Below are 23,704 nucleotides of genomic sequence, written 5' to 3' on the forward strand. Positions count from 1 at the left end.
GCCGGGTGAGGGGGCAACCATGGAAACGCAGGAAGCACGGCTGAAACGGATGCGGATGCGCAGCTGGCGGCGGGGCACCAAGGAGATGGATCTGGTGCTGGGCCCCTGGGCCGATGCGCAGCTGGCGCAGATGGATGAGGCGACGCTGGTCACCTATGACGCGCTGCTGGAGGAAAATGACCAGGACCTGCTGCCCTGGGTTCTGGGCCAGCGTCCGGCGCCTGCGGCACTGGCTGGCCTAATCGCCGAAATCGGTGCCTTTGCCCGCGCGCGTCTGGAGGCGAGCCGCTGAGGTGCCTTGCCCGGCGATTTGTCTAAAATCGTCGCGATCTTCCTGATCCGTTTACGTCATGTTTTTCTTTTGTGCCGATTCTGGCCGGGATGACGTGACGGGCGGAGAATTGCATGACGCTGTATCAACAAGTGCTTGATGGCTCGCACCGGGCCTTCATGCTGGGCTATCTCGACAATCTGGCGCTGATCGAGCGGCTGCACCGGCTGTTGCTGGATGTGGTGAAAGACGAATTTGAACGGCTTGGCCTGTTGGAGATCAACCCGGTGCAGGCGCTTTTGCTGTTCAATATCGGCGAGAATGAGGTGACGGCGGGCGAACTGAAGTCGCGCGGCTACTATCAGGGCAGCAATGTCAGCTACAACCTGAAGAAGCTGGTCGAGTTGGGCTATATGCACCATCAGCGTTCGGAACTCGATCGCAGGTCGGTCCGGGTGCGGCTGACGGAAAAGGGCCGCAGGGTGCGGGCGATCATCGCCGATCTGTTCACCCGCCATGCCGAAGGTCTGGAAAAACGCCAGATCGTCGATGCGGCGGGGATGGAGGATGTGAACCAGCAGTTGAAACGGATGGAACGGTATTGGACCGAACAGATCCGATACATCTATTGAAGGTCTATCGGCGCCAGAGCCAGCTTTGGCTGGCAAGCAAGCCTTGCGCCTTGGCCAACAGGCGGTTCGCCAGCCGCGCGGGCGGGATCTGGCCCGATGCCAGCCGGTCGATTGCCACCTCCGCCGGGCAGGGCAGGCCACTGACCGGATCGTGGTAGCGCGGATAGGCGATCAGCGCGGCATGGGCCAATTGGTGCAGGGTGACATGCGGCAGCGGGTGGCCGTCAGGGGCACGGCGGCGGCGTTCCGGCACAGGCCCAAGGTCGGTCGTCAGGCCCCAACCGGCATAGAAGGGTGCACCGAGGCAGGTGACCGGCTTGCCGCGCAACAGCGCCTCGAAGCCCAGAAGTGAGGTCATGGTCCAGACCTCATCGGCAAAGCCGATCAGTGTGATCGGGTCGGAATGCGGCGCAATGAAATCGGCCAGCCCGATCATCTCGGCCGCCGCCACCGCGCCGGGGCGCAAGCCCGCCTCCACATCCGGGTGCGGCTTATACAGGATCATCGCATCGGGATTGGCCGCGCGCGCGGCCTGCAACAGCGCAAGGTTGCTGCGGATCTCGCCACAGCCCAGCCGGATCGAGGCGTCATCCTCGACCTGTCCGGGCACCAGCACGATGCGCCGCCCCTGCGCATCGGGCAAATCGGGGGTGGCGGCTGCAAGGTTGTATTTGGACAGCCGTGCCGCCAGCAATTTCTCCAGCAACACCTCCACCCGCCGCGCGGCCGCAACAGAGAGCGGCGCACGGATCAGGCGTTCCAGCCGGCTTTCGCGGCTTGGATCGTAGTAGATCCCCAGATCATCGGTCACAAGGCTGAGCGGCGGCACCAGATCGGCCCCCAACCCGCGTGAGCGCAAAAACCCGTCTTCGACCCGCCGCACCGGGACCGGCGGCGCGAAATCCGGCGGCTCTTTCCCGGCCCAGATCAGCAGCGGGCGGCGCATCCGTTCTGCCCGCAGGGCGGCCTTTGGCACCGGGTCGACAAAGCGCAGCCGGGCCTCGCGCCCGAAAAACGCCTGCAACGGCGCGCGTTTCCACAACCTCATGCCGCTTGCGACATGGCCCCGGCGATCCTCGCGAAAGGCGCGGGTCTCGGCCTCAAGTTGATCCAGCGCCGCTTCAAAGCTGCACAGCCGGTCGCGGCAGGGATCATACCAGATCGGGGCCAGGATTATCGCGCCCGCAAACACCTGCGCCGGTGTCAGCTTGCGCCCGCGCCGAGGCAGCGGCTGGCGGTCATGGGTCAGGCCCCAGCCGGCATAGAAGGGCTGGCCAAAGACATGCGGGCGGTGGCCAGCAAGGATCGCCTCGAACCCAAGTTGCGATGTCACGGTATAGACCGCAATCGCACCTTCCAGCAGCGCCTGTGGCGAGACCGGATCGGCGTAAAGACTTACCCGCGCATCGCAATCTGCCGCGCCGAAATGGCCGGGACGATGGCCCGCCTGGGTTTCGGGATGGGTCTTGATCAGGATGCGCGCGGTCGGGTGATCCAGCTTGGCGGCCAGCAACATCTCGGCAAAACTGGCAGCCGTCGCCCCGCCATGGTGGATCGCGGCATCGCCCCGCGTCTGGTCGATCACCAGAACATAGCCCGCAGGCGGCGGTGCCAGATCCGGGTCATGGGCATTGTATTTCGACAGATGCAGCGCCCGGATCCGTCCGATCCCGTCGCGTGCGCGGCGCAGAAGATCGCTGTCGCTGAGCGGATCACGCGCAAGGATGCCTTCCAGCCGTGAGGGGCTCGCCGCATCGAAATGTACGCCGGTCGCATCCAGCATCAACCCGATGGGCGGCGCACCCGACCGCCCGGGATGGATGGAGCGCAGAAAGGCGTCCTCGACCCGCAGGATCGGCAGGCCGCGCGCCTCCGCCACCGCCTCGCCGCGGATGGCATAGGGTGAGCGGCCCCAGACCAGCACGCCGTCGGCACCCGTCGCGCGCAGCGGCACCAGCTCGTGTCCGGCCAATTGCAGGATCCGGCGCAGGCGTTTTTGCCGCAAAAAGCCCGCATTGAAATAACAAAGCCGCCGGGGAAGGCCCCCGGCGGTCTGGTTGGCATCGGTGGGCAGGGTCATCACCCTGCCGATCAGTTGGAGCCGCTGACGCTTGCCAGCGAATTCGCCGCGCCGGCGGTGCCGGTGATCGCGCTGATCGTCTTGCTCCACTGCGTGAAGGGGGCTTCGGTCACATAGAGCGTGTCGCCGTCGCGCACGAGGAAATCGCGCGCCTCGAACATGCCGGTCGGTTGGGTCAGGTCCAGCACATAGACCATGCGCTGATCGCCGCGCAGATCGTTGCGGCCCAGGACAGCATTGGCGATCTCGGCGGGTTCGTTGCGGAAGACGAAGACGCCCTTGGGATCCGCGATGGAGGTGTTCAGCCCCCCGACCTGCGCAATTGCCTCGATGGCGGACAGAGTCTGGCTTTCAAACGGCACAAGGCTTTGCGCGCCGGTGGCACCCAGGGCGGTGAAGGCGCGCTGGTCGCGTTCCACCACGATGCGGTCGCCACCGCGCAGCGCGATGTCCATTGCCGGGTTCTGGAACAGATCCTGCATCCAGACCTGTCCGGTCTCGCTGCCGCGTGTCACCCGCACCACGGCAACGGCAGGCTCAATGGCCACACCGCCCGCCTTGGCAATCATCGCAGACAAGGTCCGGGTCGGGCGCTCGATCGGGAAGACGCCCTGACCGCCCACCATCCCGGAGACCGAGACCGTCTGCCCGTCACCCGCCAGCCGCTGCACGGTGACCTGTGGGTCGGGTGTCTGGCTGTCGAGCTTTTTGGTGATGATCTGGCGCAGCCCGTCCGGCGTCTGTCCGGCGGCTTTGATCTTGCCGGCATAGGGCACGAAGATGAAGCCGCTGCCATCGACCTGAACCTCGTCCAGAACCGAGACGCGCTGCCCGGTATTGCCCAGAAGCGGGTCGTCCTTGACGTTTTCAAACACCGTCAGGCCCAGCACGTCGCCGGGATTGATGGTGTCGGACCCGACCTTGCCCGCCTTGCGGAAGCTGTCGGAAAAGCCGAGGGCGGGCATGACCGAAGTCGCGCGCGTCACACGGGGATTGACGGTCACCACGAAGGCATCGCCCTGGCGGAGAACGGAACCGGCATAGATCTCGCGCTTGTTCGGGCCGGACCGGGGCAGGCCGCAGGCCGCAACGGTCGCGACAAGCACGACAAGGACCACGGCTCTGGCCCCGCGGGTCGTGTTCAAATTCACTGCTCGGGCTCCTTATTTGGATTTTGCCTCAAGTTTTTTATGCAAAGCTACAGAAACGTGAGCGAAATTGCCAGTCAGAGTTTCTGTGCAAGGCTTTTGGCGCTAATTGACAAGGCGCAGGTGTTGCCGTGGTGCCGCGTTGCCCGATTGCAGCGCATCATAGGGATCCTCGGGCGACAGCATCATATCCACTACCTGTCGTAGCAGCGCGCGCCGCCCCCGCGAGGAATAGAAGCCGCCGGGCACCTGACTGGTTTCCAGCAGATAGTGCCGGTAATCGCGATAGGCGCGGCTGTCGGGGCGTGTGGGCAGGCGGAAAAATTCGGCCAACCCTTGGGTAGAGACGAATTCCGGCTTGGCATAGACCGCCGCACCAAAGGTTTTCAGCGGCAGACCACGCCAAAGCACCTGCTGGCCGGCGGTCGAATTGACGGTGACGGCAGATCGCGCATCATTCAGAAGCTGCGCAAGTTTGCCACCGCGCACGAAATGCACCCGGCCGGTCACACCGTGTTCTCGCGCCAGTCTGCGGATTTCGCGGGCGACCGGCACGCGGCCATCCTCCAGCGGATGGGCCTTGAAGACCAGATGGTGATGCGGCGAGGCGCCTTTGGCAAAGCCCTCGACCACCAGCGACAGAAATTCCGTCATGGTGGAAAACGGCGAATGCATCTGGAAACTGCTATCGTGTTCCAGTTGCAGCAGCACCAGATGATAGGGAAAGCCGCCATGGCGGATGCGGAAGGTCGCGGCCATCCGCTCCAGCGCATGGAAGGGCAGGGCGGCAAGGCGCTTTAGATACAAGGTGAATTCCTGCCGCACCGTCAGCGCCCGATGCGGGCGGAAGCGCGGGTAATCCCAACGGCCGGTCAGCACGAACCAGTGATAGAGTGCGCCATAGAAGATATGTTGCCGCATATCGCCCCATCGCGCCGGGGCATCGGGCAGATCCATGTCCAGCTGCGCCAGCGCCGCCTGCATCTGCGGCAGGGTCAGCGTCATCAGCTTGGAATGGCCATTGGTGCCGCCGCGCTCATAGGTGATCCAATGCGGGCGCAGATAGCCTTCCTCGAAGACATGCACGCAGATGCCGCGCGCCTTGGCGATCTTCACCGCCTCGGCATGAATCGGGCGGGTGTCGCCATAAAGCACGATATCGGTGATCGCATGATCGTCCAGCAGCCGCGCGCAGGTCTCGGGCCATTGGTCAGGACTGCCGCGATAGGGGACATAGCTTTGGGTCTCGGGCCAGAAGGCGCGGTCGCCGCGATTGAAGCCCACGCGCCGCACTTCGGCGCCGGTTGCCTTCAGCATCCGTCCCAGCCGGTGAAACCATGGACCATGCGGGCCTTGCAGAAACAGGAAGCGCCGCCCCGTTCCTGTCAGCCCAGGCGCGGCACCCGGGGCACTGTCATTCACCTGAAATCCGCCGTTACTCGTCATGCAATACCTGTCTTTTCTTCCGCTTAGCATGGCCGTCTTGCGGAGAAAGGGGAAAAGTTGCGATTTTGCCTGCCTGACCGAGAATCGCGGCGGAACTATGGCCCCTTCGGGGAGGCATCCAGTCCTTAGCCGCGCCATGATCCGGGGGTTGAAGCACAGGCCGCGCGGGCGTAGGTCTGTAACCGCCAGAAGCGGCCAAGGAGAGGCACGATGTTTACCGGGATCGTTACCGATATTGGAGAAGTGCTGGAGCTGGAGCAGCGCGGCGATCTGCGCGCCCGCATCGGCACCGCCTATGATGTGGCGGGCATCGATATCGGTGCCTCGATTTCCTGCGAGGGGGTCTGCCTGACCGTGGTCGCACTCGGCAAGGTGCCGCGCAACTGGTTCGACGTGGAAATCAGCGCGGAATCGGTCAGCAAGACCAACCTGGGCACTTGGGTCGTTGGCACGCCCGTGAATCTCGAGCGCGCGTTGCGGGTGGGGGATGAGCTTGGAGGGCATATCGTCTCGGGCCATGTCGATGGCGTGGCCGAGGTCGTGGCGCTGCGCCCCGAGGGCGATAGCCTTCGGGTGACCTTCCGCGCGCCGGAGGCTTTGGCCAAATTCATCGCCCCCAAAGGCTCGGTCGCGCTGAACGGCACCTCGCTGACGGTGAACGAGGTCGATGGCTGCGATTTCGGGGTGAATTTCATCCCCCATACCCAGGCCGTCACCACCTGGGGCGGTGTGGCGCTTGGCCAGAAGATCAATCTGGAGGTCGATACCATGGCGCGCTATGTCGCGCGGCTGCGGGAATGGGGCTGATCATGGCGGCCCCATTTGCAGGGATCGGGCATAATGGTGGCCCGGACATGACCGGCACCGCCTGGCGCAAGCATTGCTGGCAGGCCGCGCGCGAGGCGCTGTTGCCGCATCTGCCGATCGAGGTGCTGCGTGGCCGGGTCCGGCGCGCGCAGGAGCTTGGTCTGGATTACAAGACCTATGCCAGCGTCCGCGCGGCATCGGGCCATGATGTGGTGGCCTTCCTGTTTTCTTCCAACGCCTTGCGGGTTACGTCCAGGCTGCCGCAACTGCCCGAGGATCGCGTGGCGCGACTGCAATCCATGGCGCAATGTGGGCGGCTGGCGCTGGCGGTTGCGCCGCTTGCACCGGCGGCCTTGATGGCAGCGGGGCAGGGCCTGCTGGATGCGGCACAACCTGCGCCGCGCCCCTTTGGCAGCTTTGCCGAGGCGCGCGAGGCGATCCGTCTGGCGCGCGGGGCCCATAAGCCCGACGGGGTGATCCTTGTCGGGGCCGCCCCTTTCGAGGCCGAATGGTGCGCGGCAGGCAAGCTGGGCTTCTATCTTCCGGCAGAGCGCATCTTCGCCTGATCGCTTCCGGCGCGCGCGCCGCCTTGCCGACCGGCATCGGGCGCGCCATATCAGCATCGGGCAATCGGGGGACGGGCGATGGATTGGCGGTTCGACAACAGCTATGCGCGGGATTTGCCGGGCACCTATGTGGTGCAAAAGCCCGAACCCGTGCCCGCGCCCACCCTTGTGAAGCTGAATACGGCACTTGCGGCAGAGCTGGGGCTTGACCCGGCCGCGCTGCTGCCGGACGCGGCGGCGCTGTTTTCCGGCAATGCCCTGCCTGAAGGGGCAGAACCCATCGCGCAGGCCTATGCCGGGCATCAGTTTGGCGGCTTTTCCCCGCAACTTGGCGACGGTCGGGCGTTGCTGCTGGGCGAGGTGATCGACATTCACGGTCAGCGCCGTGACATCGCGCTGAAAGGCTCGGGCAGGACGCCGTTTTCGCGCCGGGGCGACGGGAGGGCGGCGCTTGGGCCGGTCTTGCGCGAATATCTGATGGGCGAGGCAATGGCGGCGCTTGGTGTTCCCACCAGCAGGGCCTTGGCCGCGGTAGCCACCGGCGCGCGGGTGCAGCGTGAACGCGGTCTTCCCGGAGCGGTGCTGACCCGTGTGGCGGCGAGCCATCTGCGCATCGGCACGTTCGAGTTCTTCGCGGCCCGCGGCGACCGCGCCATGGTGCAGCGGCTGGCCGATTACGCGATGGCGCGCCATTACCCCGATCTGCCGCAGGGCGAGGGGCGCTATCTGGCGTTTTTCGACGCGGTGACCCGCGCACAGGCGCGGCTGATTGCGCAATGGATGGGGCTTGGCTTCATCCATGGCGTGATGAACACCGACAATATGACCATTTCGGGCGAGACCATCGATTATGGCCCTTGCGCCTTCATGGAGGCCTATAGCCCCGGCACCGTGTTTTCCTCGATCGATCATCAAGGGCGCTATGCCTATGGCAACCAGCCGCTGATCCTGGGCTGGAACCTTGCGCGGCTGGCCGAAACGCTGGTGCCGCTGTTTGACGCCGATGAGGCGCGGGCGATTGATCTGGCCAATGAACGGCTTGGCGCGATTGCCGGGATCTACCGTGCGGAATGGGTGCAGGTGATGCGCGCAAAGCTCGGGCTGGATGGTGCGCAGGAGGGTGATGCGGATCTCGCAGAGGGCTTTGTGGCGGCGTTGAGCGGCACCGACTGGACGCTTGGGTTTCGCCGCCTGGCGCGGGCGACCGCGCCCGCCGATCTGCGTGGGCTGTTCAAGGATATGGCGGCGCTGGAGGCCTGGTGGCCGCAATGGCAGGCACGGCGCGCCCTGGATGCGCCCGCGCGGATGCAGGCCGCGAACCCCGCCTATATTCCGCGCAATGCGCGGGTGGAGGAGGCGCTGGCCGCGGCCGAAGCCGGGGATCTTGCGCCATTCGAGCGTCTGCTTTCGGTGCTGGCGGATCCCTATACTGACCGCCCGGGGCTGGAGGCCTATGCCTTGCCCGCGCCGGAAAGTTTCAACGACAGCTTCCGCACCTTCTGCGGTACCTGAGCGCGACTTGCCGCCCGGGCCACAAATTTTCGACGAAAATTTGCGGTTCCCGTCGCCTGCGCGCTGTGAAAGAATTGGCCATGACCGCGAGATCCGAGATTCATGATCGTCTGGCCGCCAGCCTGCGTGACGCCCGCCGCGCGCGGGGCCTCAGCCTTGACGGGGTGGCCAAGCTCTCGGGCGTCAGCCGCTCTATGGTGAGCCAGATCGAGCGCGGCGAAAGCTCTCCCACGGTTGCGACGCTGTGGAATCTGACGCAGGCATTGCAGGTGGATTTCGCCGGGCTGCTGGAAGGCAAGCCCCGGCCGGGAATCGAGGTGATCCGCGCCGAGGCCGCGCCAGTGATCGCCGGGCGCGGCACCGGCGTCACCATCCGCATCCTGTCAGCCCCCGAGGCGGTGGGCGATCATGAGGTTTATGAGCTGATCTTCGTGCCGGGATCGGCGCTGGAATCCGATCCGCACAGCCCCGGCTGCCGTGAGCATCTGGCAGTGATCGAGGGGCATTTGCGGATTGAGAGCGGTGATCTGGTAGAGGATCTGGGGCCGGGCGATACCGCGCGCTACGCCGCGGACCGGACCCATGCCATTCGCGCAGGTGCCGGGTCTGCCCGCGCCATTCTGATCGTGCAGGACAGCTGAGACCGGCGGCACCGGGGGCCAGCCCCCGGACCCCCGGGATATTCGTGAACAGATGAAAGACAAGCGGATATCCGTCTTTATGGATGTTTTCCGTTATATTGACGCATATCCGGTTTTATGGCATATTTCCGATATAGTGGAATTGGAGGGTGGAATGACGGATACGGGGCGGGCGGCGTTTCTGACGCATCTTTCAGCGGTGCTGACGGGGATCGAGGCGGAAGGGCTGCTGAAGCGCGAGCGACTGATCGAAGGGCCGCAAGGTGCGCATGTCACGGTGGCGGGGCGACCGCTGCTGAACCTTTGCGCCAACAACTATCTCGGCCTTGCCGATGACCCGCGCCTGATCGCGGCGGGGCAGGCGGCGATGGCATCGGATGGCTATGGCATGGCCTCGGTCCGCTTCATCTGTGGCACGCAAGGCCTGCATCGGCAGCTTGAGACGCGGCTGGCGCAGTTTCTGGGGCAGGAGGACAGCATCCTGTTCGCCGCCTGTTTCGATGCCAATGGCGGGCTGTTCGAGCCGCTGCTGGGCCCCGAAGACGCGGTGATTTCCGACAGTCTCAACCATGCCTCGATCATCGATGGCATCCGGCTGTGCAAGGCCAAGCGCTATCGCTACGCCAATTCCGATATGACGGATCTGGAGGCGCAGTTGCAGGCGGCGCGGGCGGATGGGGCGCGTTTCATCCTGATCGCCACCGATGGCGTGTTCTCGATGGATGGTTATCTGGCGAAACTGGGCGAGATCCGGGCGCTGGCGGATCGCTATGGTGCGATGGTCATGGTGGATGACTGCCACGCGACCGGGTTCATGGGGCCGCAGGGGCGCGGCACGCCGGCCCATGCCGGGGTCCAGGTCGATATCCTGACCGGCACCTTGGGCAAGGCGCTTGGTGGTGCGCTTGGCGGCTATATTGCCGGGCCGCAGGCGGTGGTCGATCTGCTGCGCCAGCGCGCGCGGCCCTATCTGTTCTCCAACGCCTTGCCGCCGGTGGTGGTGGGGGCTGCGCTGGCGGCGCTTGATATCATCGAGGCGGCGGATGATCTGCGCGCGCAGCTGTTTGAAAACGCGGGTTATTGGCGGGCGGGCCTGGCGGACGCAGGTTTCACCCTGCTGCCGGGGGAACATCCGATCATCCCGGTGATGCTGGGGGATGCCAAGCTCGCGCAGGCCATGGCGGCAGAGCTGTATACGCGTGGCGTCTATGTCGCCGGGTTCTTCTTCCCGGTGGTGCCGAAGGGGCAGGCCCGCATCCGCACCCAGATGAATGCGCGGCTGACCCGCGCGGATCTGGATGTCGCGCTGGAGGCGTTCCGCGCCGCGGGCAAAGCCGTGGGGGCGATCTGATGCGCAACGATATGAAAGCGCTCGCCAAGAGCAGACCCGAGATCGGGCTGTGGCAGGAGGATCGCCCGGTGCCGGAAATCGGCCCGGATGATGTGCTGATCCGCATCCGCAAGACCGGGATCTGCGGCACCGATATCCATATCTGGAACTGGGATGAATGGGCGGCGAAGACCGTGCCGTTGGGCCTTGTCACGGGGCATGAGTTTGCGGGCGAGATTGTGGAGATCGGGCGCAATGTCACCGATCTGGCGATTGGTCAGCGCTGCTCGGGCGAGGGGCATCTGATCGGACGACATTCGCGGCAGTCGCGCGCGGGCAAGTTCCATCTGGACCCGGAGACCCGGGGTATCGGGGTGAATGAACAAGGTGCCTTTGCCGAATATCTGCGCCTGCCCGCCTTCAACGTGGTGCCGCTGCCCGATGTCATCGATGACGAGATCGGGGCGATTCTGGATCCACTGGGCAATGCGGTCCATACCGCCTTGTCCTTCGATCTGGTGGGCGAGGATGTGCTGATCACCGGCGCAGGCCCCATCGGCATCATGGCGGCGGCGGTGGCGCGCCATGTCGGCGCGCGGCATGTGGTCATCACCGATGTGAACCCGGCACGGCTGGAACTGGCGGCGCAGGTCGCGGATGTGGTGCCGGTGAATGTCGCCTCCGAGGACCTGAAAGAAGTGCAAGCCCGGCTGAAAATGACGCAGGGCTTTGATGTCGGCATGGAGATGAGCGGCAACCAGCGCGCGCTGGACCAGATGGTCGAGGCGCTGGTGATGGGCGGGCGCATCGCCATGCTGGGCATCCCGCCCGGCAAATCGCCGGTTGACTGGTCGCGGATCGTCTTCAAGGCAATCACCATCAAGGGCGTCTATGGCCGCGAGATCTTCGAGACCTGGTACAAGATGATTGCCATGCTGGAAAACGGTCTCGATATCCGGCGCGTCATCACCCATCGTTTCAAGGCTCGCGATTTTGCCGAAGGGTTCGAGGTGATGCGCTCGGGTCTGTCCGGCAAGGTCGTGCTGGATTGGGATTGATCGCGGTTTCAGGGTCTGGGGGCGCGGTTGCGCCCCCTTGTTCTGCCGACGTAATCGGCGCGGCCCCCAAGCTGTGGCCCCTGTCGCGATCTGCGGCACATATGCACAACCCTTGCGCGGCCCCCACATGTGCTTCGGCACTGGCCTTTAAGGGCGGCGCGCGGTAATGCACGGGAAAGGCCCCCTGCAAGAGACGATCCAGATGTCCAGCGACTACCGCGATGCGATCTCCTCGGTCGAGGAAATCATCGAAGACGCCCGCAACGGGCGTATGTTCATTCTTGTTGACCATGAAGACCGCGAGAATGAGGGCGATCTGGTGATCCCCGCCGAAAAATGTGACGCGGCGGCGGTGAACTTCATGGCGACCCATGGCCGTGGGCTGATCTGCCTGACATTGGCGGGCGAGCGCATCGACCAGCTTGGTCTGCCACTGATGGCCTCCAAGAACTCGTCGCGGCATGAGACCGCCTTCACCGTCTCCATCGAGGCGCGTGAAGGGGTGGAGACCGGCATTTCCGCCAAGGATCGCGCCCGCACCATCGCGGTGGCGATCGATGACAAGGCCGGGCCGCAGGATATCGCGACGCCGGGCCATATCTTCCCGCTGCGCGCCCGCGATGGCGGCGTGCTGGTGCGTGCAGGCCATACCGAGGCCGCGACCGATGTGGCGCGTCTGGCGGGGCTGAAGCCCGCCGGCGTGATCTGTGAAATCATGAATGACGATGGCACCATGGCGCGCCTGCCCGATCTGGTCAGCTTTGCGCAAAAGCATGGGCTGAAGATCGGCACCATTTCGGATCTGATCGCCTATCGCCGCCGCAACGACAATCTGGTGAAGGAGCGCGCGGTCAAGCGCGTGACCTCGATCCATGGTGGCGAATGGATCATGCGGATTTTCTCGGATGTGGCGCAAGGCGCGGAACATGTCGTGCTGACCAAGGGCGATATCGGATCGCCCGAGCCGGTTCTGGTGCGGATGCACGCGCTTGACCCGCTGGCCGATGTGCTGGGTGTGGGCGATGTGGAGGCCGCGGGCGAATTGGCAGGGGCGATGCATGTCATCGCCGAGGCCGGGCGCGGCGTGGTCGTGCTGTTGCGCGACACTTCGATGAAGCTGGCGGAATCGGGCGAGGTATCGCCGCAGACGCTGCGCCAATACGGGCTTGGGGCGCAGATCCTGGCGGCCCTTGGTCTCAGCGAGATCACGCTGGTCACCAACCACAAGGCGCCCAAGGTTGTGGGGCTTGATGCCTATGGCCTGACGATCACCGGCACCAAAGCGATTTCGGAGTAAGCCATGGCCGCCAATGAACAGCATTACACGCTGCCTTTGCCGCAATTCGACAAGCCGGTGAAGGTCCTGATCGTCGTCGCGCCTTACTACAAGGACATTGCCGATCAGCTGGTCGCGGGCGCACAGGCCACTGTGGCCGCCGTGGGCGGCGAAAGCGAAGTGATCGAGGTGCCCGGCGCGCTGGAGATCCCGACCGCCATCGCCATGGCTGAACGCATGTCGAATTATGACGGCTATGTCGCGCTCGGCTGCGTGATCCGGGGGGAAACCACGCATTACGACACCGTCTGCAATGACTCGAGCCGCGCGATCACCCTGCTGGGTCTGCAAGGTGCCTGCATCGGCAATGGCATCCTGACCGTCGAGAACCGCCCGCAGGCGCAGGCCCGCGCCGAGGTGGCCGGCCAAAACAAGGGCGGCGGTGCGGCTGCCGCCGCGCTGCATCTGGTGGCGCTGGCGCGTCGCTGGTCGGGCAGCCGCAAGGGCATGGGCTTTCGCGCCGATGAGGGCACACGGGCATGAGCAAACCTGACAAGAAACAGATGCGTTCCGCCGCGCGGTTCTTCGCCGTGCAGGCGCTGTTCCAGATGGAAAGCTCTGGCCAGACGGTGGAACGCATCGTGCGCGAATTCGAGTCCCATCGCTTTGGCGAGGTGCTGGATGACGGGTCCGAGATGGCGGAGGGTGATGTGACCCATTTCCGCGCGCTGATCGATGCAGCGGTGAACTGGCAGGCCAGGGTCGACCAGATGACCGACCGGGCGCTGGTGGCGAAATGGCCAATTGACCGGATCGATCCGGTCCTGCGCGCGCTGTTCCGCGCGGCGGGCGGCGAGATGGTCGCGACGGACACGCCGCCCAAGGTGGTGATCACCGAGTTTGTCGATGTGGCCAAGGCCTTTTTCGACGAGGGGAAAGAGCCCAAATTCGTCAATGCCGTGCTGGACCATATGGCGCGCGAGGCGAAACCGGCCGCGTTTTCCTGATCGCGCGATTTTCGTGAAAATTTTTCGGGGCAGCGCCAAGGATCGCGCCTTTGCCCGCGTCCCATGATATAGCTGCAGGATCGTCCTGCGCCGTATCCAAACAAAGGGTTGCCCCGATGAAACGCCCGGTTCTTGCCACCACCACTGTTCTTGCGGCCACGCTTTCCCTTGCGGCCTGCCAGCCCACGTCAGAGGCCACGCCTTCGTCCGAGGCTGTGGCGAAGGAATGGCAGCTTGTCGGTTTCTCCGGTGACAGCCTGCCGCCCCGCGTGACGATGGATCTGCGCGAGGCGGGGAAGGCCAGCGGGCAGGCCCCCTGCAATCGCTGGTTCGGCGCGGTCGAGGGCAGCTTGCCTGATTTCCGCATTGGGCAAGCCGGGGCTACCCGTATGGCCTGCCCGGATCTGGAGGCAGAGGGGGCTTTCCTGACCGCGCTTGGCCAGATCAGCACCGCCGCGATAGAGGGCGACAAGCTGATCCTGACCGGCAGCGATGGGGTTCGCATGGAATTCACCGCCAAGGCTCCGTAAGGCGCGTTCGGCGAAGTGGCGCAGACCGAGCGGATTGCCGCACATTGCGACCCGGCTGCGACGCTTTGCCTCTGGCACATGGCGGGCAGGGTGCTAGCATTCCGGGATGCCCGAACGGGAGCGCAGGGGGAATCGTCATGCCGAAACTTGTCCGTCTCTACATCGTCAATGTCGCCATAGGCTTTGCGCTTTCGGCGCTGTTTGTCGCGGCATTGGTCGGGCTGAACATCGGCAATCTTGGTCATCTGGTGTTGGAGACCAGCAATGGCTGGATCGGCGGGCTGATGCTGTTCGTGTCCAACGGGGTGATCTTTGCGGGGGCGCAATTCGCCATCGCGGTCATGCGTCAGGCAGATCATGATGACAGCCCGCGCGGTGGCCTGAAATCGCCCGCTCTGGTGCCGGTTCGGATGCGTGCTGCAACACCGACCCAGGGGCCTGGCGCAAGGCTGGATCGCAAATATCTGAAGCGGTGACGAGTCGCACCGCCAGATCTTGCGCAAAGCCCGGGGTGATCCCGGGCTTTTTTGTTTTTGCTCCACCTGTTGCAGCCCTCGCACGATGGATTTCTGACGTGGCGTCAAGAAATGGAACGCCCCCCTTCGGGGCTGTGAACCGCACGTTCAGCCCTTCGGTTTTGGCACCTTTCTGCGCGGTTTTCCGCCCTGTCACGCTGCTGCCTTGAAGCGCCGCCCGGCATGGTCATGTGTCCTCCACAACCCGCCGCTGGATGTTGCGACGGGAGATGCAAGTGAAAGGATTAAGGGATATGACCCAGAACCTCCGTCTCGCCGGTGCCTCCGCTATCGCCATGCTGCTGGCCGCGCCAGTTTTCGCGCAGGGCGAGCTTATCGGCACCAAGGCGCTCAATGACCGTATCGACGATGTCGAGGAAGCGGTGAATGATGATCTGGCCCGCGCCGAGGATGCTGCGCGCTTTGGCAACCCTGAATTCCGTCAGGGTCTGACCGGCTCGGCCTCGCTGGGCTATTCGGGCAAGACCGGCAATAACGAAAGCCAGGAACTGACCGTCGGCGCTCGGATGCGCTATGCTTCGGGCCCGTGGGTTCACAACATCGGCGTGGCGCTGGACTTTGCCGAGGATGACAATTCCAAGACCAAGGAAGATACCTTCGCCGTCTATGATGCGAACTACTACTTCAACGACAACCTCTATGCTTTCGCATTGGGCCGCGTTGAAACCGATGGTCTGGCAAATGTTGCAACCGATACCAAGACCGACGCCTTCCTTGGCTTCGGTCCGGGCTACCGGGTGATCAACACCCCCGAAATGAGCTGGCGTGTGCAGGCAGGTATCGGGGTCAGCTATCTGAAGGACGGGCTTGACCAGAGCACGACCGAGACCGGCTACATTGCCTCGTCGCGCTTCTTCTACAAGTTCAACGAGAACATCTTTGCCACCAACGACACCGATGTCCTCTATTCGGACACGGCGCTGCGGGTGAACAACGATCTTGGCGTGAACTTCAAGATGTCGGACCGGATGGCCACCCGCGTCAGCTATCTGACCGAGTATAACGAGGCCCGCGCGATCCGCACAGACAATAAGCTGGGCGTGTCGCTGGTCATGGGCTTCTAAGCCCCGACACCGATCTTTTCATCGTGAACTCGGGGCAGGGAGACCTGCCCCTTTTTTCTTTTGTCTCAAAAGGTTTGCGGCAGGTCTTTGCGGTAGAACAGCCGGTCAAACCCGTCTTGGCGTGCGCGTGCGGTCACGGTGAAGCCGAGCCCGTCATAAAGCCGCTGCGCCCCTGTCATCAGCGCATTGGTGTAAAGCGTGATGGCCCCCACGCCCTGATCCCGGGCGATGCGCTCGGCCTCGGCCATCAGGCGGCGGCCAAGGCCCTGACCCTGCGCCGCCGGGTGCACGGCCAGAATGTCGATCTCCAGCGCATCGCCTTGGGCGTAGCAGAACAGAAGCCCCATTGCCGGTGCGGTGCCTGCAAGCGTCAGCTGGCCCGCTGCGATCGCAGGGGCAAGGTCGCGCTCCATCGGGGCAGGGCGGCGGCCGATCTGGGCGATGAAGGGGCTAAAGGCGGCCTCCAGCACCGCCTTTGCGTTCTCCAGATCCTGGAGTGTGGCGCGGCGGATCATGCCGATTGCGCGATGACGCGCGCCGCTGCCTCGACCGCGCCGGCACCATGCGGGATGTTCAGGGCCTGCATCCCGGCCTCCATCACCGCCAGCGCGCCAAGCGTCATATGCGCGTTCACATGGCCCATATGCGCGACGCGGAGCGATCCGTCCGAACGCGGATCGTCGGCGGTGTCCATCCCCAGCCCGATGCCAAGGGTGACGCCTGCGCGCGTCTCGGTCCATGCGCGCAGGCGGGTTGCGGCGGGGGCCGGGCCAATGCGGGCCGCCGTCACGCCATGGCCGCGCTGCGCCGGATCTGCCACGTTCAGCGCGATATGCGGGTGATCCGCGCCCCAGGCATCAAACGCCGCCCAGACCGCACGGGCCAGGGCCTTGTGACGCTTCCACACCGCCTCCAGCCCTTCCTCAAAGATCATATCCAGGCTTTCGCGCAGCCCGAACAGGTGATGGGTCGGCGCGGTGCCATACCAGTGCTGCCAGAACTCGGTCGCGTTGAAGCGCGGCGTCCAGTCCCAATAGGGCGTGCGCAAATCTGCGCCCTTGCACCGTGCCACCGCGCGTTCCGATGCCCAGATCAGGCCAAGGCCGGGCGGCACCATCAGCCCCTTCTGGCTGGCACCGACGATCAGATCGACGCCCCAGTCATCCATCCGCATTTCGTCGCAACCCATCGAGGCGATGCCATCCACCGCCAACAGGGCCGGATGGCCCGCCGCGTCAATGGCCGCCCGTAGCGCCGCAATGTCATTGCGCAGACTGGAGGAGGTGTCGGTCTGGGTCACCAGAACCGCCTTGATCTCATGCCGGGGATCGGCCCGCAGCGCGCTTTCCAGCCGGTTCGGATCGGCCGGGGTGGACCTACCAAAATCGAACAATTCAACCTCGATTCCGGCCTTTGATGCGCTTTCTGCCCAGCTAAGACCGAACCTTCCGGTCGAAAGCACCAAGGCTTTTTCCCCGCGCGAGAACAGGTTGGAATTCGCAGCCTCCCAGGCCCCATGGCCATTGGCGAGCCAGATGCCGACATGGCCGGTTGTTCCCGCCAGCCGTTTCAGATCCGGCCAAAGCCCCGCGACCATCTCTGGCAACGCGCCTGCATAGATATTGGGCGAGGCCCGGTGCATGGCCGACAATACTCGATCGGGAATGACCGAGGGGCCGGGAATGGCCAGATAGGGGCGACCATGGGCAAGCGACATTCACAATTCTCCTATGCGATCCTACATGGCTACGCCCGGCTTGGGTTTAGGTCTAGCCCGTCGCGACGTGGAGTGGTCCCATCCCGACACTGAGGGCTTGCAGTAAGAGCGTGACGTGGCCGCCAGCTTCACGGCAAAGATGCCGATGGCCATGCGAGTCGCAGTAACCGGGGATGACGAAGGCCGCGCGCGCCCTACGGCCCCTATGCGGCCTGCCCCCCTGGGAATATTTCAGAAAAGAAGAATGGTAGGGTGCTTGGGACTTGAGGGATTGTGCCTGTGCCTGTGCCTGTCTCTGTGGCTCCAAGGTATGGCAGCGTGGCTGAGGGAAATGGGATGCCGGCTGGAAATATGGGGCTTTGGCGCGCGGCTTGCCGCCCCCCGCCCCAAAGGTTATGCCAAGGGGGTAACCTGCCGGAGCCCGCCCTTGCCGAAAGCCCCCACCGATCCACGCTATGCCTCTGGTCGCCTGTTCGGGCGGCTCTGGCGGGGCTATCTGGGCAAACACCGCCTGAAAATGGTGCTGGCTTTCCTGCTGATGGTGATCGAAGGGTCCACCCTTGGTGCGCTGTCCTGGCTGCTGGAGCCGCTGTTTGACCGGGTCTTTGCCCCGGGGGGCAGCGCGGAACTGCCGCTGGTGGGGGCTGCGATCTTTGCGCTGTTTCTCGTGCGGGCCGTCACCTCGGTCGGGTCTAAAACCCTGCTGACCACGATTGCGCAGCGGTCGTCCACCGCGATGCAGGTCGATCTGCTGGCGCATGTGCTGACGCTGGACAACAGGTTTTTCCAGGAGAACCCGCCCGGTGCCCTGATGGAGCGGGTGGTGGGCGATACCGCCGCCGTGCAGGGCGTCTGGTCCTCGGTCATCACCGGGGTTGGGCGCGACATGATCGCGCTTCTGTCGCTGTTTGCGGTTGCGCTGTCGATCGATGTGCACTGGACGCTGGCAGCACTGATTGGTGCGCCGCTGCTGATCGCGCCCGCCGCGCTGATCCAGCGCTATATCCGCCGCAAGACCATGCAGATGCGCCATCAGGCGGGTTTGCGCGCCACCAGGCTGGACGAGATCTTCCACGGCATTCAGGCGATCAAGCTGAACCAGATGGAGGGCTATCAGACCGACCGCTTCCGCCGCATCGTCGACACCATCGTGCGGGCCGAGGTGCGCACGACGCTGGGCCGCGCCACCATCCCGGCGCTGATTGACGTGATCACCGGCATCGGCTTCTTCACCGTGCTGATGCTGGGCGGGCGCGAGATTGCCGAAGGCAGCCGCACCACGGGTGAGTTCATGGCCTTCTTCACCGCCATGGCGCTGACTTTCCAGCCGATCCGCCGTCTGGGCGATCAGGCCGGGATCTGGCAGATCGCCTCCGCCTCGCTGGAGCGGATCTTCCGCCTCTTCGACACCGTGCCGCCCGCGCGCCCCAATGCGGGCAAAGCCACACGCGCGCCCGGCCTGCCCACGATTGCGCTGGAGGATGTGCGCTTTGGCTATGGCGACCGCCCCGTGCTGGAAGGCCTGAGCTTCACCGCCGAGGCCGGAAAGATGACCGCGCTGGTCGGTGCATCGGGGGCGGGCAAATCGACGGTGTTCCAGTTGCTGACCGGGATGGCGGAACCGGCATCGGGCCGCATCACCCTTGGCGGTGTGCCGATTGACCATCTGACGCTGGAGGATCTGCGCGCCGAATTTGCCGTCGTCTCGCAAGACGCGATGCTGTTCGACGAGACCCTACGCGAGAATGTGACGTTGGGGCGCGATCTGGCCGACGAACGGCTGGGGGCCGCCTTGCAGGCCGCCCATGTCAGCGATTTCGTGAAGGCGCTGCCGCAGGGTCTTGATACGCCCGCGGGCCCGCGTGGATCGGCGCTGTCGGGCGGGCAGCGGCAGCGCGTGGCGATTGCGCGGGCGCTGGTGGCGGGCGCGCCGGTGCTGCTGCTGGACGAGGCGACATCGGCGCTTGATGCGGCCTCCGAGGCGGTGGTGTCAGAGGCGCTGACCCGTCTGGGGCAGGGCCGCACCACGCTTGTCATTGCCCATAGGCTGGCCACCGTGCGCGAGGCCGACAAGATCGTGGTGCTGGATCGCGGACGGGTGGTCGAGGAAGGCACGCATGACAGCCTGCTTGCAAAGGGCGGGCTTTATGCCGATCTCTATCGTCTGCAATTCAAGGACTGAGAAGTTCACGGACTGAGAAGTTCAAGGCCTGAGAGATGAGATGTCTGAGAGTTTCAAGGCCGGAGCCGGAAGGAATATCCCCATGCGTCGATTGGTCAGCCTGACCGGGCCGGACAGCCTGAGCTTCCTGCAAGGGCTTGTCACCAATGATGTGCTGCGGCTGAAAGAGCCGGGGCTGGTCTATGCCGCCTTGCTGTCGCCGCAGGGCAAGTTTCTGGTCGATTTCTTTATCGCCAATACCGGAACGGCCGAGAACGGGACGGACCTGCTGCTGGATCTGCCAGACCCCTATGCTGATGCGACGCTGCGGCGGCTGAACATGTATCGGCTGCGGGCGCAGGTGCAGATCGCGCCCAGCGATCTGGTGATGACACGCGGCACCGGCGACGCCCCCGAAGGCGCGCTGCCCGATCCGCGTCATCCGGCACTTGGCTGGCGTCATTACGGCGCGGCGCTGCCTGAACAGGCGATCGATTGGGATGCGATCCGGGTCGCGCATCTGATCCCCGAAATCGGGATCGAGCTGATCCCGGATGAGACCTTCATCCTTGAGGCGGGGTTCGAGGCGCTGCATGGCGTCGATTTCCGCAAGGGATGCTATGTGGGCCAGGAGGTCACGGCGCGGATGAAGCACAAGACCGAGCTGCGCAAGGGGCTGACACGGCTGGCGATTTCCGGCGCGGCCGAACCCGGCACCCCGATCCTGATGGAAGACGGGCGCGAGGCCGGGCGGCTTGGCACCCAATCGGGGGCGCGCGCCCTGGCGCATATGCGCTTTGACCGGATGGATGGGCCCTTGCGGGCGGGCGAGGCCCTGCTGACGCGGGAAGGCCCCGCGCCGCAGGGCTGACGCGCTCAGGGTTGCAACGCCTTCAGCTTGGCCTGCATCCAGGCAATTTCGGCCTCTTGCGCGGTGATGACCTGTTCGGCCAGCGCCCGCACCTCCGGGTCTTTGCCATGTTCCAGCGCGATCCGCGCCATGGCCACCGCGCCTTCATGATGCGGGATCATGCCTTGCAGAAAATCGATATCGGCATCGCCGGTAAACGGCACCTCCATCGCGCCATGCATCGCGGCATTGGCGGCCTTGTAGGCTTCGGTGGAGGCCGTTTCGGCGCTGGCGGCGGGCGCGGCGTGGCCGGTGTGATCCTGGGCATGGGCCAGCATCGGCACCACCAGCAGGGTGGGAAGCAGGGCAAGGGCTGCGAGACGGTTTTGGGGCATGAACGTGGCTCCTGTCATGAACAACGGACACCCTAGAGGCTTACGGTTACTGGAAGGGTAATCAAACCGGCGTGAGGAGGCCGTTTTGCCCATGGGCGTATCGGCGCAGGATCACCCTGCATCCCTGCACCGAAGTTTCCGGGTTTTCCCCTTCAACCCTGCCGGGCCTCGCGTTAATCTTATCGCGCAAACAGGTGACGCAGATGGCAAGAATGGTTCGCCGCCCCGTGGTGGGCATCATTGGAAACATGGGGCTGCTGAATGACAGCTACCCTGTGCATGTCGGTGGCACGATGAATTCCGAAGCGGTGGCCGAGGTCTCGGGCTGCTTGCCGATCATCATCCCCTCCGACCCCCGGCTGGTCTGCGTGCAGGAACTGATGCGCCTTTGCGACGGGTTCCTGCTGACCGGCGGGCGGCCCAATGTTCATCCCAGCGAATATGGCGAGGCGGAAACCCCTGCCCATGGTGCATTTGACCGGCTGCGCGATGCGGTGACCCTGCCGCTGATCCGTGCCTGTGTCGAAAGCGGCCAGCCGTTTTTCGGCATCTGCCGCGGTTTTCAGGAGGTGAATGTGGCCATGGGTGGCACGCTTTACCCCGAGATCCGCGATCTGCCGGGGCGGATGAACCATCGGATGCCGCCCGATGGATCGATCGAGGAAAAGTTCGCGCTGCGCCATTCCGTGCGCTTTACCCCCGGCGGCGTGTTTGCCCGGCTGATGGGCAGCGATGAGGTGATGACCAACACGCTGCACGGGCAGGGCATCAACCGCCCCGGGGCGCGTGTGGTGATCGATGGGCTGGCGCCTGACGGCACGCCCGAGGCGATCTTTGTCAAGGATGCGCCGGGCTTTACCCTGTCGGTGCAATGGCACCCGGAATGGAATGCGGCAGGCGATCCGGTCTCGCGGCCCTTGTTCAAGGCCTTTGGCCAGGCCTGCGCCGAGTGGATGACCCGTCAGGCTGCGTGATCTGACACCGCCAGATCGGGTCTTGTCCGATCGGATTTGGCCAGATCAGCGACCGCCGGATCAAAGGCGGAAGGCCAGCGCAAGCAATGCCATAGCGGCTGGCAACGCCTGCACATAGAGGATGCGGCGGCTGGCTGTTGCCGCACCGAAGATCCCGGCCAGCAAGACGCAGCCCAGAAAGAACCCTGCCGGGGCGGCACCTGCACCCTGCGGACCCGCCATCAGGGCCCAGATCAGCCCTGCGGCCAGAAAGCCGTTATAGAGCCCCTGATTGGCGGCCAGAACCTTGGTGGCTGTGGCAAATTCGGCCGTGGTGCCAAAGCTGCGCCGCACGCGCGGCGTGGTCCATAGAAACATCTCCATCACCATGATCCACAGATGCAGCGCCGCAATCAGCGCAATGAGGGTGGTGGTCAGCATGGGCCCGGCCTTTCGCGAAATGAAAAAGGGGCGGCGCGGGGCCACCCCTTGATCGATCCTAGCACGCGCGTCGCGATTACGGGCAGGGCTTTTCGGCGGTCGGCACGCAGGTTGCCGCCGGGGCCGCAGGCGTGACCGCAGGCGCCGGGGTGGCCGCAGGCGCTGCTGGGGCCAGAGGCGCAACCGGAGCGGCGGGCGCTGCTGGCACCACCGGGGTCACCGCAGCAGGGGCCGCGGGCACGACCGGGGCAGGGGTCGCGGGCGCTTCGGGGGCGACCGGGGTGGCGGGCGCTACGACCGGCTGTGGCGCAGTCGGCACAGTCGGGGTGATGCCGGCCGGGGCACCGCCCAGCGACGGGGTCACCACCGGCGCGGTCATCGTCGGGAAGCCGGGTGCCGGGGCACCGGGGTTCGTCGCACTGACCGCCGGTGTCGGCGCAGCCGCAGGTTTTGGTGCGGCTTTCTTCTTGGCGGGCTTGGGCGGCGGCAGTTTCAACCCGGTCGGGCGGCTGCCATCGGCATTCAGCACGATGACCTTGACGCCGTTCGGCACGCGCTCATAGAGGTCCATCACATCCTGGTTGATCATGCGGAAACAGCCCGACGAGGCATTGCGCCCGATCGATTGCCATTCCGGCGTGCCATGGATGCGGAATCCGTGGTCGACACCATTGGTGGTCAGATACAGCGCGCGGGCCCCAAGCGGGTTGGTCGGCCCGCCGGGCTGGCCCTTTTCCCATTTGGCAAGCGAAGGCTTGCGCTCGATCATCTCTTTCGGGGGGGTCCAGGTCGGCCAGTGGCGACGATTGGTGATCAGCGATTCACCCGACCACTGGAAGCCATCAGCACCGACCGCGATGCCATAGCGCATCGCCTTGCCCGGCCCGGTGACCAGATGCAGGGTCTTGGCGGTCGGGTCGATGATGATCGTGCCGACCGGATCATTGGAGGCGTAATCGACGACCTGACGGCGCAGATGCGCGGGGATCTTGTCCTCGGGCACCGCCGGAATCGCGAATTGGCCGTCCTGCCGCGCGGCATAGGCATTCACGAAATCCTCGGGCACGGGCTGTTTGATGACCGGGCCGGCCGGAGCCTCGGGCGATTTGGTCGCCTCGGTCAACGAAGGATCGGTGGGCACACAGGCGGCGAGCGCGGCGAATACCGCGCCCCCCAGCACAAGACCCCTCATAGTGCGCAGCATCTCAAACGTCTCCTGAGAATCCCTTGGGGAACTGTTGCGTCAGATATAACAATTCCTGCTTTATCGAAGCGTTCCCCTC

General features: G+C 64.8%; 25 protein-coding genes. 17 read left to right on the plus strand and 8 right to left on the minus strand.

From position 1 onward, the window contains the following. Positions 1–19 precede the first annotated feature (19 nt). Positions 20–292 (plus strand): succinate dehydrogenase assembly factor 2, encoded by a 273-nt coding sequence (locus GBJ34_RS04385; protein ID WP_151718056.1) that lies wholly within the window; start codon positions 20–22, stop codon positions 290–292. A 113-nt stretch (positions 293–405) separates the two neighbouring features. After that, the gene (locus GBJ34_RS04390; RefSeq protein WP_151718057.1) at positions 406–903 is read left to right on the plus strand and encodes a MarR family winged helix-turn-helix transcriptional regulator; all 498 of its coding nucleotides are present in this window, start codon (positions 406–408) and stop codon (positions 901–903) included. Positions 904–907: 4 nt separating this feature from the next. Here the strand turns inward: GBJ34_RS04390 and GBJ34_RS04395 are convergent, their stop codons facing one another. From GBJ34_RS04395 to GBJ34_RS04405, 3 genes are all read right to left on the minus strand, one after another. Continuing rightward, positions 908–2,983: a capsular polysaccharide biosynthesis protein gene (locus GBJ34_RS04395; RefSeq protein WP_151718058.1), complete on the minus strand. Its 2,076-nt coding sequence runs from the start codon at positions 2,981–2,983 to the stop codon at positions 908–910. Positions 2,984–2,994: 11 nt separating this feature from the next. Further along, complete coding sequence (locus tag GBJ34_RS04400) at positions 2,995–4,134, minus strand: polysaccharide biosynthesis/export family protein (protein WP_151718059.1); 1,140 nt, start codon at positions 4,132–4,134, stop codon at positions 2,995–2,997. 102 nt (positions 4,135–4,236) lie between these two features. Beyond that, a complete protein-coding gene (locus tag GBJ34_RS04405; RefSeq protein WP_151718060.1) occupies positions 4,237–5,577 on the minus strand; it encodes a capsule biosynthesis protein in 1,341 nt (446 codons plus the stop codon). A gap of 210 nt (positions 5,578–5,787) precedes the next feature. On the opposite strand from GBJ34_RS04405, the gene GBJ34_RS04410 reads away from it, so the two are divergent. The 12 genes from GBJ34_RS04410 to GBJ34_RS04465 all read left to right on the plus strand — a co-directional run bounded on the left by GBJ34_RS04410 (position 5,788) and on the right by GBJ34_RS04465 (position 15,904). Beyond that, positions 5,788–6,384, plus strand: coding sequence for a riboflavin synthase (locus GBJ34_RS04410; protein WP_151718061.1), 597 nt, complete (start codon positions 5,788–5,790; stop codon positions 6,382–6,384). A 2-nt stretch (positions 6,385–6,386) separates the two neighbouring features. Next, positions 6,387–6,950 (plus strand): hypothetical protein, encoded by a 564-nt coding sequence (locus tag GBJ34_RS04415; protein ID WP_151718062.1) that lies wholly within the window; start codon positions 6,387–6,389, stop codon positions 6,948–6,950. Positions 6,951–7,028: 78 nt separating this feature from the next. After that, positions 7,029–8,462 carry a protein adenylyltransferase SelO gene (locus GBJ34_RS04420; protein ID WP_151718063.1) on the plus strand — a complete coding sequence of 478 codons (1,434 nt, stop codon included), beginning with the start codon at positions 7,029–7,031 and terminating at the stop codon, positions 8,460–8,462. Positions 8,463–8,542: 80 nt separating this feature from the next. Further along, positions 8,543–9,103 carry a helix-turn-helix domain-containing protein gene (locus GBJ34_RS04425; RefSeq protein ID WP_151718064.1) on the plus strand — a complete coding sequence of 187 codons (561 nt, stop codon included), beginning with the start codon at positions 8,543–8,545 and terminating at the stop codon, positions 9,101–9,103. Positions 9,104–9,257: 154 nt separating this feature from the next. Further along, positions 9,258–10,454 carry a glycine C-acetyltransferase gene (locus tag GBJ34_RS04430; RefSeq protein ID WP_151718065.1) on the plus strand — a complete coding sequence of 399 codons (1,197 nt, stop codon included), beginning with the start codon at positions 9,258–9,260 and terminating at the stop codon, positions 10,452–10,454. Next, complete coding sequence (gene tdh, locus GBJ34_RS04435) at positions 10,454–11,491, plus strand: L-threonine 3-dehydrogenase (protein WP_226341039.1); 1,038 nt, start codon at positions 10,454–10,456, stop codon at positions 11,489–11,491. The genes GBJ34_RS04430 and tdh overlap by 1 nt, the downstream gene beginning before the upstream one ends. Before the next feature lie 202 nt (positions 11,492–11,693). Further along, entirely contained in the window at positions 11,694–12,788 is a 1,095-nt protein-coding gene (gene ribB / locus GBJ34_RS04440) for a 3,4-dihydroxy-2-butanone-4-phosphate synthase (RefSeq protein WP_151718066.1), read from the plus strand. A 3-nt stretch (positions 12,789–12,791) separates the two neighbouring features. Then, on the plus strand, positions 12,792–13,310 hold the full coding sequence (locus GBJ34_RS04445; RefSeq protein ID WP_151718067.1) for a 6,7-dimethyl-8-ribityllumazine synthase: 519 nt from the start codon (positions 12,792–12,794) through the stop codon (positions 13,308–13,310). Then, positions 13,307–13,774, plus strand: a complete 468-nt coding sequence (gene nusB, locus GBJ34_RS04450) for a transcription antitermination factor NusB (RefSeq protein WP_151718068.1) — start codon at positions 13,307–13,309, stop codon at positions 13,772–13,774. Before GBJ34_RS04445 ends, nusB begins: the two co-directional genes overlap by 4 nt. A gap of 116 nt (positions 13,775–13,890) precedes the next feature. Next, positions 13,891–14,304 carry an META domain-containing protein gene (locus GBJ34_RS04455; protein ID WP_151718069.1) on the plus strand — a complete coding sequence of 138 codons (414 nt, stop codon included), beginning with the start codon at positions 13,891–13,893 and terminating at the stop codon, positions 14,302–14,304. A 137-nt stretch (positions 14,305–14,441) separates the two neighbouring features. Beyond that, complete coding sequence (locus tag GBJ34_RS04460) at positions 14,442–14,780, plus strand: hypothetical protein (protein ID WP_151718070.1); 339 nt, start codon at positions 14,442–14,444, stop codon at positions 14,778–14,780. A 293-nt stretch (positions 14,781–15,073) separates the two neighbouring features. Beyond that, a complete protein-coding gene (locus tag GBJ34_RS04465) occupies positions 15,074–15,904 on the plus strand; it encodes a DUF481 domain-containing protein (RefSeq protein WP_151718071.1) in 831 nt (276 codons plus the stop codon). Between the two features lie 65 nt (positions 15,905–15,969). On the opposite strand, the gene GBJ34_RS04470 is transcribed toward GBJ34_RS04465, so the two are convergent. Together GBJ34_RS04470 and GBJ34_RS04475 are read right to left on the minus strand one after the other, a co-directional pair. Further along, positions 15,970–16,419 (minus strand): GNAT family N-acetyltransferase, encoded by a 450-nt coding sequence (locus GBJ34_RS04470; RefSeq protein ID WP_151718072.1) that lies wholly within the window; start codon positions 16,417–16,419, stop codon positions 15,970–15,972. Then, positions 16,416–17,621, minus strand: coding sequence for a pyridoxal-phosphate-dependent aminotransferase family protein (locus tag GBJ34_RS04475; protein WP_151718073.1), 1,206 nt, complete (start codon positions 17,619–17,621; stop codon positions 16,416–16,418). The genes GBJ34_RS04470 and GBJ34_RS04475 overlap by 4 nt, the downstream gene beginning before the upstream one ends. 427 nt (positions 17,622–18,048) lie before the next feature. Between GBJ34_RS04475 and GBJ34_RS04480 the strand changes: the two genes are divergently transcribed. Together GBJ34_RS04480 and ygfZ are read left to right on the plus strand one after the other, a co-directional pair. Further along, positions 18,049–19,803 (plus strand): ABC transporter ATP-binding protein, encoded by a 1,755-nt coding sequence (locus GBJ34_RS04480; RefSeq protein ID WP_151718074.1) that lies wholly within the window; start codon positions 18,049–18,051, stop codon positions 19,801–19,803. Between the two features lie 82 nt (positions 19,804–19,885). Next, the gene (gene ygfZ / locus GBJ34_RS04485; protein WP_151718075.1) at positions 19,886–20,653 is read left to right on the plus strand and encodes a CAF17-like 4Fe-4S cluster assembly/insertion protein YgfZ; all 768 of its coding nucleotides are present in this window, start codon (positions 19,886–19,888) and stop codon (positions 20,651–20,653) included. Between the two features lie 5 nt (positions 20,654–20,658). Here the strand turns inward: ygfZ and copM are convergent, their stop codons facing one another. Continuing rightward, positions 20,659–21,027 (minus strand): CopM family metallochaperone, encoded by a 369-nt coding sequence (copM, locus tag GBJ34_RS04490; protein WP_151718076.1) that lies wholly within the window; start codon positions 21,025–21,027, stop codon positions 20,659–20,661. A gap of 203 nt (positions 21,028–21,230) precedes the next feature. On the opposite strand from copM, the gene GBJ34_RS04495 reads away from it, so the two are divergent. Continuing rightward, positions 21,231–22,001: a gamma-glutamyl-gamma-aminobutyrate hydrolase family protein gene (locus tag GBJ34_RS04495; RefSeq protein WP_151718077.1), complete on the plus strand. Its 771-nt coding sequence runs from the start codon at positions 21,231–21,233 to the stop codon at positions 21,999–22,001. Between the two features lie 60 nt (positions 22,002–22,061). On the opposite strand, the gene GBJ34_RS04500 is transcribed toward GBJ34_RS04495, so the two are convergent. Next, positions 22,062–22,421, minus strand: a complete 360-nt coding sequence (locus tag GBJ34_RS04500) for a DUF1304 domain-containing protein (RefSeq protein WP_151718078.1) — start codon at positions 22,419–22,421, stop codon at positions 22,062–22,064. Positions 22,422–22,497: 76 nt separating this feature from the next. Then, entirely contained in the window at positions 22,498–23,625 is a 1,128-nt protein-coding gene (locus GBJ34_RS21025; RefSeq protein ID WP_151718079.1) for a L,D-transpeptidase, read from the minus strand. Positions 23,626–23,704 lie beyond the last annotated feature (79 nt).

Origin of the sequence: Gemmobacter serpentinus (genome assembly GCF_008973825.1) — a bacterium.
Lineage (GTDB): Bacteria > Pseudomonadota > Alphaproteobacteria > Rhodobacterales > Rhodobacteraceae > Gemmobacter > Gemmobacter serpentinus.

Excerpts from the sequence above, each read along its gene's own strand:
- GBJ34_RS04385 (WP_151718056.1), top strand. The coding sequence starts at position 20 with ATGGAAACGCAGGAAGCACGGCTGAAACGGATGCGGATGCGCAGCTGG.
- GBJ34_RS04390 (WP_151718057.1), top strand. The coding sequence starts at position 406 with ATGACGCTGTATCAACAAGTGCTTGATGGCTCGCACCGGGCCTTCATG.
- GBJ34_RS04395 (WP_151718058.1), bottom strand. The coding sequence starts at position 2,983 with ATGACCCTGCCCACCGATGCCAACCAGACCGCCGGGGGCCTTCCCCGG.
- GBJ34_RS04405 (WP_151718060.1), bottom strand. The coding sequence starts at position 5,577 with ATGACGAGTAACGGCGGATTTCAGGTGAATGACAGTGCCCCGGGTGCC.
- GBJ34_RS04410 (WP_151718061.1), top strand. The coding sequence starts at position 5,788 with ATGTTTACCGGGATCGTTACCGATATTGGAGAAGTGCTGGAGCTGGAG.
- GBJ34_RS04415 (WP_151718062.1), top strand. The coding sequence starts at position 6,387 with ATGGCGGCCCCATTTGCAGGGATCGGGCATAATGGTGGCCCGGACATG.
- GBJ34_RS04420 (WP_151718063.1), top strand. The coding sequence starts at position 7,029 with ATGGATTGGCGGTTCGACAACAGCTATGCGCGGGATTTGCCGGGCACC.
- GBJ34_RS04425 (WP_151718064.1), top strand. The coding sequence starts at position 8,543 with ATGACCGCGAGATCCGAGATTCATGATCGTCTGGCCGCCAGCCTGCGT.
- GBJ34_RS04430 (WP_151718065.1), top strand. The coding sequence starts at position 9,258 with ATGACGGATACGGGGCGGGCGGCGTTTCTGACGCATCTTTCAGCGGTG.
- tdh (WP_226341039.1), top strand. The coding sequence starts at position 10,454 with ATGCGCAACGATATGAAAGCGCTCGCCAAGAGCAGACCCGAGATCGGG.
- ribB (WP_151718066.1), top strand. The coding sequence starts at position 11,694 with ATGTCCAGCGACTACCGCGATGCGATCTCCTCGGTCGAGGAAATCATC.
- GBJ34_RS04445 (WP_151718067.1), top strand. The coding sequence starts at position 12,792 with ATGGCCGCCAATGAACAGCATTACACGCTGCCTTTGCCGCAATTCGAC.
- nusB (WP_151718068.1), top strand. The coding sequence starts at position 13,307 with ATGAGCAAACCTGACAAGAAACAGATGCGTTCCGCCGCGCGGTTCTTC.
- GBJ34_RS04455 (WP_151718069.1), top strand. The coding sequence starts at position 13,891 with ATGAAACGCCCGGTTCTTGCCACCACCACTGTTCTTGCGGCCACGCTT.
- GBJ34_RS04460 (WP_151718070.1), top strand. The coding sequence starts at position 14,442 with ATGCCGAAACTTGTCCGTCTCTACATCGTCAATGTCGCCATAGGCTTT.
- GBJ34_RS04465 (WP_151718071.1), top strand. The coding sequence starts at position 15,074 with ATGACCCAGAACCTCCGTCTCGCCGGTGCCTCCGCTATCGCCATGCTG.
- GBJ34_RS04470 (WP_151718072.1), bottom strand. The coding sequence starts at position 16,419 with ATGATCCGCCGCGCCACACTCCAGGATCTGGAGAACGCAAAGGCGGTG.
- GBJ34_RS04475 (WP_151718073.1), bottom strand. The coding sequence starts at position 17,621 with ATGTCGCTTGCCCATGGTCGCCCCTATCTGGCCATTCCCGGCCCCTCG.
- ygfZ (WP_151718075.1), top strand. The coding sequence starts at position 19,886 with ATGCGTCGATTGGTCAGCCTGACCGGGCCGGACAGCCTGAGCTTCCTG.
- copM (WP_151718076.1), bottom strand. The coding sequence starts at position 21,027 with ATGCCCCAAAACCGTCTCGCAGCCCTTGCCCTGCTTCCCACCCTGCTG.
- GBJ34_RS04495 (WP_151718077.1), top strand. The coding sequence starts at position 21,231 with ATGGCAAGAATGGTTCGCCGCCCCGTGGTGGGCATCATTGGAAACATG.
- GBJ34_RS04500 (WP_151718078.1), bottom strand. The coding sequence starts at position 22,421 with ATGCTGACCACCACCCTCATTGCGCTGATTGCGGCGCTGCATCTGTGG.
- GBJ34_RS21025 (WP_151718079.1), bottom strand. The coding sequence starts at position 23,625 with ATGCTGCGCACTATGAGGGGTCTTGTGCTGGGGGGCGCGGTATTCGCC.